The organism is Pseudonocardia sp. SID8383, from assembly GCF_009864975.1.
In the GTDB taxonomy this organism is placed as follows: Bacteria; Actinomycetota; Actinomycetes; order Mycobacteriales; family Pseudonocardiaceae; genus Pseudonocardia; species Pseudonocardia alni.
Map to the genome: position 1 here is coordinate 1 of NZ_WWFY01000121.1, position 12,753 is coordinate 12,753.

Genomic DNA, 12,753 nt, shown 5'->3' on the forward strand with positions numbered 1-12,753 from the left:
TGGCGAACGCGGCGGTCCCCGCGGCCGCGCCGAGCGTGGTCACCAGCGCGACGCCCAGCCCGGCCCCGGCGCTGACCCCGAGCACGTAGGGCTCGGCCAACGGGTTGCGGAACAGGGTCTGGGTGAGCAGCCCCGCGGTGCCCAGCCCGACGCCGACGGCCGTCGCGGTCACCGCCCGCGGCACCCGCAGGTCGGTGACGAGCAGGTCGAGCCGGGCGTCGGGGGCGCCGATGCCGAGCAGCGCCGACAGCGTCCGATCGAGCCCGATCACCACCGACCCGGTCGAGACGGCGAGGGCGAAAAGCACGACGACACCGGCGGCGAGCAGCGCCAGGACCAGCGGCGCCCGGCGTCCCGAGCGCTGTCCGGCCCGGTCCGGGGCCCGGGGCGCCGGAGCGGGCGACGCCGGTGCGGCCTGCCTCATCCGGCGGGCACCTGCCGGTAGTAGGTGAACGCGTGCCCGGGCAGAGCCTGCGGGTGCAGGATCGCGACGAGGTCGGCGAGGATCTCGTCCTGGTGGAGCGCGCCGCGCTCGTAGAGGGCGTTGCCGCCGTCGGCGGTGGTGGCCCGGTCGCGGGTCCACAGCTGCCCGCCGGGGCGGGCCGCGGTGAGCGAGGACAGCCGCGGGTCGAGCGTCGCGACGTCGGCCGTCGAGGCGAACGGGCCGTCGGCGAGCCAGATGCGGGCGTCGCCGTCGTCGGCCAGCACCCGCTCCAGCGACTGCGCCTGGGTGCCGGTGCCGGGCATCCCGGCGCCCAGCCAGGTGGCGCCGGCGTCGCGGAACAGGATGCCCGCGGTCGACTCGGCGGCCGGGACGTTCCAGGTGCCCTGGTAGGGCTGCCCGGCGACGATCGGCGTCGGCGGCAGACCGCGCACGCGACCGGCGAGGTCGGTGTAGCGGCCCGCGATGCCGTCGAAGACCTCCGCGGCGCGGGCGTCCTGCCCGGTCAGCGCGCCGACGACCTTGATCCACTCGGCCTGGCCGAGCGGACCGGTCTCCAGGTAGTCCGCCCAGCCGACCACCGGGATCCCGGCGGCGGCCAGCGCCGGGAAGGCCGGGTCGTCGGTCCCCGCCGACAGCACGACCGGTGGCGCGGCGGCGACGACGGCCTCGGCGTCGATCGTGGCGTTCGGCGCGAAATCGACGGCGGCACCGGACTCGACGCGACCGCGCACGGCCGGGTCGGTGACCAGCGCGGCCCCGCCGACGCCGGTGATCCGGTCGAGCCCACCCAGCTCGGTGATCATCGGTAGCTGGGTGGTCGAGCCGGCGAAGATCCCGCTCACCGGGGTGTGCACCACCGGGGCCCCGGCGAGCGCCGCGGGCAGCGCCGGGTCGCCCTGTCCGCAGCCGACGAGTACGACCGACTGCGGCTGCCCACCCGGGAAGGGCGTGCGGACGGTCAGGACCCGGTAGCCGTCGCCGCCGGTGATCGTGACGTTGGTGGCGTGGCTGAAGGCGACCGTGTCGTCCGGGGCGGATGCGGCGCCGGGCACGCAGTCCTGTGCCGCCGCGCCGGTCCCACCGGGGGCCCGCGGTGCCGCGGCGGGTGCCGAGCACCCGGCGACGAGGGACAGTGCGAGCAGGGCCGCGAGGACCCACCGAGAACGCGCCACCTGAACAGTCTCACATATGTGGATCAGGCCCCGACGAAGTCGGAGAGCCCGTCCAGGAGGCGGTCGACGTCGGCGTCGTCGGTGTAGCAGGCCAGCCCGATCCGCAGGGATCCGGTGTCCCCCAGGCCGAGCCGCCGCGAGCACTCGAGCGCGTAGAACGACGAGGCGGGCGCCGCGATCCGTCGCTCCGCCAGGTGCCGGTAGGCGTCGGCGGCGTCGCGGTCGTCGAAGGTCACCAGCAGGGTCGGGGTCCGCCGGGCCGCCCGGGAGCGCACCGTGACCCCGGGCAGGGCGGCGAGGTGGGTCTCGATGCGCTCGCGCAGCGGCCGCTCGTGCTCCTCCACCGCGGCCATCGACGCCTGCAGCCGCGCCCGGCGGTCCCCGGTCGCCGACGGGTCCAGCGCGGCGAGGAACTCGACGGCGGCGGTGGTCCCGGCGAGCAGCTCGTAGGGCAGGGTGCCGAGCTCGAAGCGCTCGGGCACCGCGTCGCTCGACGGCGCCAGCTTCGCCGGGCGCAGGGTCTCCAGCAGCGCCGGGTCGGCGGCGAGCACCCCGCAGTGCGGGCCGAGGAACTTGTAGGGCGAGCAGGCGTAGAAGTCGGCGCCGGTCGCGGCGAGGTCGATCGGAGCATGCGCGGTCAGGTGCACGCCGTCGACCATGAACAGCGCCCCGGCGGCGTGCACGGCTGCGGCGATCGCGGGCAGGTCGGGGCGGGTCCCGACCAGGTTCGACGCCCCGGTCACCGCGACGAGCCGGGTGCGGTCGGACAGCAGCGGCGTCACGTCGTCGAGCTCGGTGGTGGCGGGGTCGAAGTCGAGCCACCGGACCGTCACCCCGGCCGCCTGCGCGGCGGTCACCCAGGGGCGGATGTTCGCGTCGTGGTCGAGGCGGGTCACGACGATCTCGTCGCCCGGCGACCAGGTCGCGGCCAGTGTCCGGGCGAGGTCGAAGGTCAGCGCGGTCATGCTGCGCCCGAACACGATCCCGCGCGGGTCCGCGCCGAGCAGGTCGGCCGTCGCGGCGCGGGCGCCGAGCACGATCGCGTCGGCGGCGCGCTCACCGCTGGTGACCGTCCCGCGGTTGGCCAGCGGGGAGGTCATGGCGGCGGCCACCGCCCCGGCGACGGCGTCGGGGACCTGGGAGCCGCCGGGCCCGTCGAAGTGGGCGATCCCGGCGCGCAGGGCGGGGAAACGGCTGCGGACGGCGGCGACGTCGTAGCTCATGGCGGAACCCTGTCACGCCGTCGCCGCGGACGCGCCCGGGCAACGATCACATGTCGTCGGGGTGTCGCACCGCCCGTGTGGGTGACACGCGGGCCATGATCCTCGGCATGTCGAGGTCCTGGGAGCACTCGCGCGGGCGCCACACCCCACGCCGGCGGCGACGCTCGGTGCACCGTCGCACCTGGGCGGTGCTCGCGACCTCGCTGGTCGCACTGGTGGTCCTGCTCGCGGGCGGGACCGCCGCGATGGCGGGCGGCCGGATCGGTGACACCGTCGGCGGCGGCGTCGACTCGCTGGCCCGCAACCTCGCCGGTGCCGTCGACCGCCTCCGTCCGGCCCCGGCCGTGCCGCCCGCACCCCCCGTCCCCGAGGTCCTCACCAGCGTCCCGGCCGGCGGTGCCCCGGTCGCCCCGCGCAGCCCGGTCCGCACCGAGGTCAGCACCGGGACCCTCGACGGCGTCGCACTCACCGCCGACGGCGACGACGGGCCGGTCACCGTCGCGGGCACCCTGTCCCCCGACGGCCGCAGCTGGACCGCCACCGAGCCGCTGGACCTCGCCACCACCTACCACTGGTCGGGCAGCTGGGTGCTGGGCCCGCAGGACCGGCGCCCGGTGCCCCCGGCCCCGTTCACCACCGTCGACCCCGACGACACCGTCGACGCCACCATGAACATCCGCGACGGCGGCGAGGTCGGCATCGGCGCGCCGGTCGTGCTCACCTTCGGCGAGAAGCTCCCCGACGCCGCGAAGGCCACCGTCGAGCGGGCGCTGAGCGTCACCGCGTCGCGGAAGGTCGAGGGCGCCTGGGCGTGGCTGCCCGACACCGCCGAGGGCTCGCGGGTGCACTACCGGCCGAAGGCCTACTGGCCCGCGCACACGCAGGTCCACGTGCGGGGCGCGCTGCGCGGGCTCGACCTGGGCGACGGCACCTTCATGACGGAGGACCTGGACCGGGCCTTCACCGTGGGACGCAGCCAGATCGTGAAGGCCGACACCCGCAGCCACGCGATCGTCGTCGTCCGCGACGGCACGGAGGTCGCCCGCTACGACGCCTCCTACGGCCTGGAGTCCGACCCGCGCCGGGTGACCCGCTCCGGCATCCACGTGGTCATGGCCAGGTCGGAGAAGGTGCTGATGAGCAACCCCGACTACGGCTACGTCGACGAACCCCAGTTCTGGGCGGTCCGGATCTCCAACAACGGCGAGTTCATCCACGCCAACCCCGCGTCGTCGTGGGCGCAGGGCAACCGCAACGTCAGTCACGGCTGCATCAACCTCTCCACCCGTGACGCGAAGGAGTTCTTCGCGGGCGCCGTGTTCGGCGACCCGGTCGAGGTGACCGGCAGCTCGCAGCCGCTGACCGCCCGCGACGGCGACCTCTACGACTGGACGATCCCCTGGGACGAGTGGCGCTCGCTGAGCGCACTGTCCTGACCGCGCTGCCCCGGCCCCTACCGGATCCGGCGCTCCTGCCCGGCCCACGCCTCGTCGCGCAGCACGAACTTCTGGATCTTCCCGGTGGAGGTCTTCGGCAGCTCGGCGAAGGTGACCCGCTTCGGCGCCTTGAACCGCGCCAGCCGCCCGCGCACGTGCTCGACGATCTCGTCCTCGGTGGCGCTCTCGCCCTCGCGCAGGGTCACCCACGCGGCCGGGACCTCGCCCCACCGCTCGTCGGGGACGGCGATCACCGCGACCTCCAGCACGGCCGGGTGGTCGGCGATGGCCTGTTCCACCTCGACGCTGGCGATGTTCTCCCCACCGGAGATGATCACGTCCTTCGAGCGGTCACGGAGCTCGACGTAGCCGTCGGGGTGCATGACGCCGATGTCGCCGGTCCGGAACCAGCCGTCCGGCGCGGCGTCGCGGGTGGCCTGCTCGTCGTCGAGGTAGCCGAGCATCACGTTGTTGCCGCGCAACGCGATCTGGCCGGTCGTCTCCCCGTCGGCGGGGACGTCGGCGCCGTCGTCGTCGATCACCCGGACGGCGCAGGCGATCATGTTCCCGACGCCCTGGCGGGCCTTCATCCGGGCCCGGGCGTCGGCGTCGAGGTCGTTCCACTCCGGACGCCAGTCGCAGATCATCGCCGGGCCGAAGGTCTCGGTGAGCCCGTAGAGGTGGGTCACCTCGAACCCGAGCTCGGCCATCCGGCGCAGGATCGCCGGGCTCGGCGGTGCTCCCCCGGTCGCGACGGCCACCGGGGTCCCCACCGGCCCGGCCTCCGGCGCGTAGGCGATCATCGACAGCACGGTGGGGGCGCCGTTGAGGTGGGTGACGCCCTGTTCGCGCACGAGCTCCCAGATCCGGGTCGGCTCCACCTTCGGCAGGCAGACGTGGGTGGCGGCGGCCGCGGTGACCGCCCAGGGGAAACACCAGCCGTTGCAGTGGAACATCGGCAGCGTCCACAGGTGCACCGACGACGCGGTCAGCCCGGTGTGGCCGACCATCGCCAGCGCCTGCAGGTAGGCGCCCCGGTGGTGGTACATCACGCCCTTCGGGTTCCCGGTGGTCCCGGACGTGTAGTTGATCGACAGCAGGCCGCGCTCGTCGGCGGGCCGCACCGCGGTGGGCTCCCCCTCCTCGACGAGGCGCTCGTAGTCCGGGCCGACCCGCACCGTGTGCGGCGGGGTGTCGAGGCGGGCGACGACCTCGGCGACGAGGTCGTCGAACACCGGGTCGGCCACCAGCACCGAGGCGTGGGAGTGCTCCAGGATGTAGGCGACCTCGCCCGCCGACAGCCGGGTGTTGACCGCGACCAGCGCCGTCCCCGACCACGGGACCGCGTGCGCCGCCTCCAGCCCGACGTGGGTGTTCGGCACGAGGACCGCGACCGGGCGCCCGTCGTGCAGCGCGGCGAGCGAGCCCGCCAGCCGCCGGCAGCGGTCCCGGAACTCGGTGTAGGTGAACCGCAGGTCGCCGTCGACGACCGCGACCCGGTCGCCGTGCGCCGCCGCGGCCCGGTCGAGGAACGCCGTGGGGGTCAGCGGCTCGTAGGACAGGTCCACCAGGTCGGCCGGGACACCCGCCGGGTGGACGGGGACGGGAGCCTCGTCGGTCATCCCCCGAGCCTCCCCGGCAGCGCCCGGGCACGCAATCGCCCCGCCCGCCCGAGGGCCACCGTCCGCCCGGGGGCACCGTCGGCTGTCGGCCCCGTCGACCACCGGCTCGGCGGCGGCCCTGTCCACGTCGTGGCGGGCTGGGTTACGTTCGCAGTGGCAACGAGGCTCGTCGGGAGGCGGACGCGATGGCGTGGGACTTCAGCACCGATCCGGAGTTCGAGGAGAAGCTGAAGTGGATGCGCGGCTTCGTCCGCGACGAGATCATCCCGCTCGAGACCCTCGACCTGGACCGGGAGACCTTCGCCCGGATCACCGCCCCGCTCAAGGAGCAGGTCAAGGAGCAGGGCCTGTGGGCCGCGCACCTGCCCCCCGAGCTCGGTGGCGGCGGGTTCGGCCAGGTCTCCCTCGGGCTGATGCACGAGATCCTCGGCCAGTGCCGCTACGCGCCGGGGGTGTTCGGCAACCAGGCCCCCGACTCGGGCAACGCCGAGCTGCTGGCGATCGGCGGGTCGCCGGAGCAGAAGGAACGCTGGATGCACCCGCTGCTGCGCGGTGAGCTGCGGTCCTGCTTCTCGATGACCGAGCCCGGCGCCGGTGCGGACCCGACGATGCTGTCCACCCGGGCCGTGCGCGACGGCGACGACTACGTCATCAACGGCCACAAGTGGTTCTCCTCGAACGCCACCGGCTCGGACTTCCTGATCGCGATGGTGGTGACCGACCCGGACGCGCCCCCGTACCAGCGGGCCTCGATGATCGTCGTCCCGACCGACACCCCGGGGGTCGACGTGGCGCGCGACATCCCGGTGATGGACCACCCCGACGTCGGCGGCGAGATCTACGGCGGCCACGCCGAGGTGTTCTACCGCGACGTCCGGGTTCCGGCGACGAACCTGGTCGGCAACCCCGGCGACGGCTTCAAGCTCGCCCAGCAGCGGCTCGGCCCGGGGCGCATCCACCACGCGATGCGCTGGCTCGGCCAGTCCCGGCGGGCGTTCGACATGCTGTGCGAGCGCGCGGTGTCGCGGACGGCGAGCGGCACGCGGCTCGCCGACAAGCAGATGGTGCAGGACATGATCGCGCAGTCCGCTGCGGACATGGCCGCGGCGCGGCTGCTGACCCTGCATGCGGCGTGGACGATGGACCAGGTCGGCGCCTCGAACGCCCGGATCGAGATCGGGATGATCAAGTACTGGGGCGCGAGGGTGCTGCACGACGTGATCGACCGCGCGATCCAGGTGCACGGCTCGCTGGGCTTCTCCGGGGACCTGCCGCTGGAGCAGATGTACCGGGCGGCCCGCGCCGCGCGCATCTACGACGGCCCCGACGAGGTGCACAAGGAGTCCGTCGCGCGGCGCATCCTGCGCGGCTACACCCCGGTGGAGGTCCCCACCGAGCACGTCCCGACCCGCACCGAGGCCGCGCGCCGGAAGTTCGCGGAGTACCTGGACACCGCGGCGGCGAACGCCTGATCCTCAGGCCGGCGTGGACTTCTGCGCCGGCCCGGCGGCGAGGTCGGCGCGGTAGTCCGCGACCAGCGCGTTCATCGCGGTGAGGAAGCGGGCCGCGGCGGCGAGCTCGTCGTCGTCGAAGCCGGCGAGCACGGCGTCCATCCGGGCGCCGAGCGGGCCGAAGAACGCCCCGCCGACCTCGGCGGCGTTCTCGGCCTGGCGCAGGGTCACCCGCCGCCGGTCGGTGGACTCGCGGCTGCGGCGCACGTGGCCCGCGCGCTCCAGACGGTCGACGAGCGCGGTCGTCGCACCCGTGGACAGCCCGAGCCGGGCACCGAGGACGCCCGGGGTCAGCGGTTCGCCCGCGGAGTCCGCGCGCATCACCGCGAGCAGTGCGTGCAGGTCGGTGGGGTGCAGCCGGTGCCGCCCGGCGAACTCCTGGCCGAGCAGCTCGGCCTCGCCCGCGTAGTCCTGCAGCAGCGCGACCAGGTCCTCACGTCGCGTCCGGGCAGGCATGCCGACGAGCCTAGTCGCGTGCGGCGAGACATACCGGGCGCGGGTCAGCGCCCCGTCCAGCGCGGCGGGCGCTTCTCCAGGAAGGCCGCGATCCCCTCGGTCCTGTCCGCGGACCGGTCGATCGCCGCCGAGGCGATCCCGGTGGCGTTCCAGCCGCGCTCGTCCGGCTCGGACACCACACGTTCCAGCGCGCGCAGCGACACCGACACCGCCAGCGGCGAGTTCTCGCACACCGCGGCCGCGAGCGCCAGCGCCGCCGCCTCCGCCCCGCCCGGCTCGACGAGCTCGGAGACCAGTCCCAGGGTGTACGCGCGCTCGGCGTCCAGCGGTCGCCCGGTGACCAGCAGCTGCTTGGCGATGTTGAGCGGCAGCGGCCGCGGCGCCCGGAACAGCGCCCCGCAGTTCGCGACCAGGCCGCGGGCGACCTCGGGCAGCCCTAACCGCGCCGTCGTCGACGCGACGACCATGTCGCAGGCCAGCACGATCTCGAACCCACCGCCGTAGGCGACGCCCTCGACGGCGGCGATCAGCGGGCGCCGCCGGTCGCGCCGGACGACGCCGTAGTTGCCGCCGCGCGGCGTCGGCCCGCCGGAGCCCGCCGCCAGGTCGGTGCCCGCGCTGAACGCCGTCGCGTCCCCGGCGAGCACGCCGCACCACAGGTCCGGGTCGTCGTCGAGGGTGTTGAGCGCCTCGTCGAGCCCCGCCGTCATCGCGGCGTCGACGGCGTTGCGTTTGTCCGGGCGCGTCATCCGGATCAGGAGCACGTGCCCGTGCCGCTCGGTGGTCACCCGTGTCCCCGTCATGCCGTCCGTCACGATCGCGACTGTAGGTGGGGAGCGGGCCCGGGCGTTCGTACTGTGGTGATCGTGTCCCGCAGCAAGCGCGTGCCGACCGCGGCCGTCCTGTCCGTCCCGATCGCCCTGACCGGGGCCCTCGCCGCGCTCGGCGTGCACGTGCGCCGCAACATGGGGGCCCGCGCGGGCGACCTCCACCGGATCGCCTCCGGGTCGCCGAACGCCGTCGACGGCGTGTTCGCCAACACCGAGCCGGGTCTGCCGCGGGCCAAGGCCTCCGCCAGGATGATCCTGAACATGCTGGTGGGCCGCCGGTCCGAGGGCGTCGCGCCGGCCACGGTGCCGCTCGCGCCGCTGCGGACCCCCGACGAGCCCGCCGGGCTGGCGGTGACCTGGCTGGGTCACGCCGGGGTGCTGCTGGAGATCGACGGCCGACGGGTCCTGGCCGACCCGGTCTGGTCGGAGTACGCCTCCCCCGTGCCGCGCTTCGGGCCGCGCCGCCTGCACCCGCCGGTCGGGCCGCTGTCCGCGCTGGGGTCCCCGGAGGTCGTCGTGATCAGCCACGACCACTACGACCACCTCGACCGTCCGACGGTCACCGCGCTGGCCCGTGACACCTCCGCGGTGTTCGTCGGCCCGCTCGGGGTGGGCGCGCACCTGCGGGCCTGGGGCGTGCCCGGGCACCGGGTCGTCGAGCGCGACTGGGAGGGCGTGGTGACCGTCGCCGGGCTGGAGCTGACCTGCCTGGAGACCCGGCACTTCTCCGGGCGCGGGCTGCGCCGCAACACGACGCTGTGGGCCGCCTGGAAGGTCGCGGGGCCGCGGCACACCGCGTACCTGGGCGGGGACACCGGCGCCACCCGGGCGCACGCGCGCACCGGGGCCGCGCACGGCCCGTTCGACCTGACGGTGCTGCCGATCGGCGCCTACGCCGACCTGTGGCCCGACATCCACGCCGACCCGGAGCAGGCCGTCGCCGCGCACCGCGAGCTGGGCGGCCGGGTGCTGCTGCCAATCCACTGGGCGACGTTCAACCTGGGCTTCCACCCGTGGGACGAGCCCGCTGAGCGGGCCCGCAAGGCCGCCGCCGACCAGGACGTGGTCCTGGCCCTGCCGCGTCCGGGCGAGCGGATCGACCTGACCGGCGTCACGACCGTCGACGACGCTCGCGCCGCGGTTCCCACCGAACCGTGGTGGCCGACCGCGCGCTGATTCACGTCACGTTCACCGCTGACCCTTTTCGCCCATTCCCGTCGCCCGGACGCCGTATCCCCCGACCCGAAACGACGGTGCCGGACTATTTCCGGGCAGGGGTTCGACAGGTCGGTTCGGCATCCTTTATCGTTCTGCCCGAAGAATCGGTTCCGGCTCCGACCGGGCGATTCCCGTCTCCGGCCGATCCGGTGATTCCCCGTGGAAGGAATGACGACGTGGCGCAGCAGACGACCATCACACTGGTCGACGACCTCGACGGCACCGAGGCCGACGAGCAGGTGGAGTTCTCCGTCGACGGCCGCGCCTACGAGATCGACCTGTCCGCCGGGAATGCCGAGAAGCTGCGGGAATCGTTGGCGCCCTACGTCGCGGCCGCCCGTCGCGGGTCCGGTCGGCGCGGTCCCGCTTCCGGCACCTCGTCGTCGAACGGTTCCAGCTCCTCGGAACGCGCCGCGAACCGCGCCGTGCGGGAATGGGCGGTGGCCCAGGGCATGAAGATCTCCGAGCGCGGGCGTATCCCGTCCTCGGTTCTCGAGGCCTATCAGAACGCGCACTCCTGACCGCTGCCGCCGACGGGGTCGCCCCGGATGGCAGGATCGGGCCGACGAGAGACGTGCGCCGGGCGATCCGCGGCGCGCCCCGACGGAGAGGCCCCGATGTACCCAGGCACGCACGCCGCCACGACCCCCGACAAGCCGGCCGTGATCATGGGGGGCTCGGGCGCGACCCTGACGTTCCGTGAGCTGGAGGAGGGGTCCGCCCGGCTCGCGAACCACCTGCGTGCGGCCGGTCTGCAGCGGGGCGACGTCGTCGCACTCGTCGCGGAGAACACCGCGCGGGTCTACGAGGTCTACTGGGCCGCCCAGCGGTCGGGGCTCTACATCACCGCGGTGAACCACCACCTCTCCGCGCCCGAGGCGGCCTACATCGTGCGGGACTGCGGCGCGAAGGCGCTCGTCGTCTCGGCCGGTGTCGCCGGTCTGGCCGCGGCGATCGAGGACCACGTCGACACCCCGGTACGGCTGGCCTTCGGCGGTGAGATCCCCGGTGCGTCGCGCTACGCCGACTACGACGAGACCCTCGCCGGGGTGCCGGCCGAGCCGCCGGCCGACCAGCCGCGCGGGGCGGACATGCTCTACTCGTCGGGCACCACCGGCCGCCCCAAGGGCATCAAGCCGACGCTGCCCGACCGGCAGGTCGACGAGCCGGGCGACACCTACCAGGCCCTGTTCGGGTCGATGTACGGCTTCGACACCGACACCGTCTACCTGAACCCGGCCCCGCTCTACCACGCCGCGCCGCTGCGGTTCACCGCCACGGTGCAGGCACTCGGCGGCACCGTCGTGGTGATGGAGCGCTTCGAGCCCGAGACGGCCCTGGCGCTGATCCAGCGGTACTCGGTGAGCCACTCACAGTGGGTGCCGACGATGTTCGTGCGGATGCTCAAGCTCCCGGAGTCCGTCCGCGCGTCCTACGACGTGTCCTCGATGCGGGTCGCGATCCACGCGGCCGCGCCGTGCCCGGTGGACGTCAAGCAGGCGATGATCGACTGGTGGGGTCCGGTCCTGCACGAGTACTACGCCGCGACCGAGTCCAACGGCATCACCTTCATCGACTCGGCGCAGTGGAGCGAACGTCCCGGCTCGGTCGGGCGCGCCGGGCTCGGCACCATCCGGATCGCCGACGACACCGGCGCCGTCCTGGCCCCGGGCGAGATCGGGACGGTCTACTTCGAGCGCGACGTCCGGCCGTTCGAGTACCACAACGACCCGGGCAAGACCCTCGCCGCGACCCACCCCGAGCACGAGAACTGGACCACCACCGGGGACCTGGGCTACCTCGACGAGGACGGCTACCTCTTCCTCACCGACCGCAAGGCCTTCATGATCATCTCGGGCGGGGTGAACATCTACCCGCAGGAGGTCGAGGACGCCCTCGCGCTGCATCCCAAGGTGCTCGACGTCGCCGTCATCGGGGTGCCCGACGACGAGATGGGCGAGAAGGTCAAGGCCGTCGTCCAGCCCCCGGAGGGCGTCGACGCCGGCCCGGAGCTGGAGCGCGAGCTGATCGACTTCGTGCGGGAGCGGATCGCGCACTACAAGGCGCCGTCGTCGGTGGACTTCACCGACTTCCTGCCGCGCACCCCCACCGGCAAGCTGGTCAAGCGGGAGCTGCGCGACCGCTACGTGTGACGCCCCACCGTGCTCCCAGGGTCACTTTCGTGGCGCTCTAAGCCACGAGAGTGACCCTGGGAACACACGGCGCGGGTCAGGCGGCCCGGCGGGCGTAGCGGGCCCGGGTCCACGCGGCGACCAGCGCCAGCGGCACCGAGGCCACCAGGGCGGCGGCGAACAGCGGGGCGAAGCGCCCGGCGTCGGCGAGCGGGGCTCCCAGCGCGGTCCCGGCCGAGCTGCCCAGGAACAGCAGCGTCGCGAACAGCGCGACGGCGGTCGCGCGGGCCTGCGGGACGACCTCGGTCGCCCAGGTCTGCAGGGTCGAGTGCAGGAACGCCCACGCCCCACCCAGGCAGAGCCCGGCCACGGCGACCGTCACCGGGTGCACGACGACCAGCGGGAACACCCAGGCGATCACGAGGAACCCGCCGCCGACGGCGGCCAGCGCGGCCGGGCGCAGGCGCCCGACCAGGCGTCGCACGACCCGGGAGAACAGCACCGCACCGACGCCGTAGCCCCCGGCGGCGAGCCCGGCCAGCGCGGCGGAGCTGCCCCCGGCCTGCAGCGACGGGGCCAGGTAGGTCAGCACCCCGAGCACGACGGCGCCCTCGACGAAGGCGAGCGCCAGGACCAGCCGCGCCCAGCCGTTCCCGGCGACCGCGGCCAGCGGGCGGAGCACCGCGTCGACGATCCCGCGCGAGGTGG

12 protein-coding genes are annotated in these 12,753 nt (G+C 74.4%); 5 read left to right on the forward strand and 7 right to left on the reverse strand.

What is annotated here, in order from left to right; genetic code table 11:
- The 3 genes from GTW08_RS02800 to GTW08_RS02810 all read right to left on the reverse strand — a co-directional run.
- Positions 1-424: iron chelate uptake ABC transporter family permease subunit (locus GTW08_RS02800; protein WP_161151354.1), on the reverse strand; the 424-nt coding region annotated here is incomplete at its 3' end.
- A complete protein-coding gene (locus GTW08_RS02805; protein ID WP_073574572.1) occupies positions 421-1,617 on the reverse strand; it encodes an ABC transporter substrate-binding protein in 1,197 nt (398 codons plus the stop codon). The genes GTW08_RS02805 and GTW08_RS02800, both read right to left, overlap by 4 nt.
- A gap of 23 nt (positions 1,618-1,640) precedes the next feature.
- Positions 1,641-2,840 carry a cysteine desulfurase-like protein gene (locus tag GTW08_RS02810; protein WP_073574571.1) on the reverse strand — a complete coding sequence of 400 codons (1,200 nt, stop codon included), beginning with the start codon at positions 2,838-2,840 and terminating at the stop codon, positions 1,641-1,643.
- 107 nt (positions 2,841-2,947) lie between these two features.
- On the opposite strand from GTW08_RS02810, the gene GTW08_RS02815 reads away from it, so the two are divergent.
- A complete protein-coding gene (locus tag GTW08_RS02815) occupies positions 2,948-4,276 on the forward strand; it encodes a L,D-transpeptidase (protein ID WP_139282721.1) in 1,329 nt (442 codons plus the stop codon).
- A 17-nt stretch (positions 4,277-4,293) separates the two neighbouring features.
- Here GTW08_RS02815 and GTW08_RS02820 read toward each other — a convergent pair whose 3' ends face one another.
- Positions 4,294-5,898, reverse strand: a complete 1,605-nt coding sequence (locus tag GTW08_RS02820) for an AMP-binding protein (protein WP_167379047.1) — start codon at positions 5,896-5,898, stop codon at positions 4,294-4,296.
- A gap of 185 nt (positions 5,899-6,083) precedes the next feature.
- Here GTW08_RS02820 and GTW08_RS02825 point away from each other — a divergent pair, with 185 nt between their 5' ends.
- On the forward strand, positions 6,084-7,370 hold the full coding sequence (locus GTW08_RS02825; protein WP_073574570.1) for an acyl-CoA dehydrogenase family protein: 1,287 nt from the start codon (positions 6,084-6,086) through the stop codon (positions 7,368-7,370).
- Positions 7,371-7,373: 3 nt separating this feature from the next.
- Here the strand turns inward: GTW08_RS02825 and GTW08_RS02830 are convergent, their stop codons facing one another.
- Positions 7,374-7,865 (reverse strand): MarR family winged helix-turn-helix transcriptional regulator, encoded by a 492-nt coding sequence (locus GTW08_RS02830; protein ID WP_062395807.1) that lies wholly within the window; start codon positions 7,863-7,865, stop codon positions 7,374-7,376.
- A gap of 44 nt (positions 7,866-7,909) precedes the next feature.
- Positions 7,910-8,680, reverse strand: coding sequence for an enoyl-CoA hydratase-related protein (locus tag GTW08_RS02835; RefSeq protein WP_304580055.1), 771 nt, complete (start codon positions 8,678-8,680; stop codon positions 7,910-7,912).
- Between the two features lie 51 nt (positions 8,681-8,731).
- Between GTW08_RS02835 and GTW08_RS02840 the strand changes: the two genes are divergently transcribed.
- The 3 genes from GTW08_RS02840 (at position 8,732) to GTW08_RS02850 (ending at position 12,066) form a co-directional block, all read left to right on the forward strand.
- Positions 8,732-9,871, forward strand: coding sequence for an MBL fold metallo-hydrolase (locus GTW08_RS02840; protein WP_083658441.1), 1,140 nt, complete (start codon positions 8,732-8,734; stop codon positions 9,869-9,871).
- A gap of 218 nt (positions 9,872-10,089) precedes the next feature.
- The gene (locus tag GTW08_RS02845; protein ID WP_073574567.1) at positions 10,090-10,434 is read left to right on the forward strand and encodes a histone-like nucleoid-structuring protein Lsr2; all 345 of its coding nucleotides are present in this window, start codon (positions 10,090-10,092) and stop codon (positions 10,432-10,434) included.
- Positions 10,435-10,530: 96 nt separating this feature from the next.
- Positions 10,531-12,066, forward strand: a complete 1,536-nt coding sequence (locus GTW08_RS02850; RefSeq protein WP_073574566.1) for an acyl-CoA synthetase — start codon at positions 10,531-10,533, stop codon at positions 12,064-12,066.
- 76 nt (positions 12,067-12,142) lie between these two features.
- On the opposite strand, the gene GTW08_RS02855 is transcribed toward GTW08_RS02850, so the two are convergent.
- Positions 12,143-12,753 (reverse strand): MFS transporter (locus GTW08_RS02855; protein ID WP_346009841.1); only part of this gene is annotated, 611 nt, incomplete at its 5' end.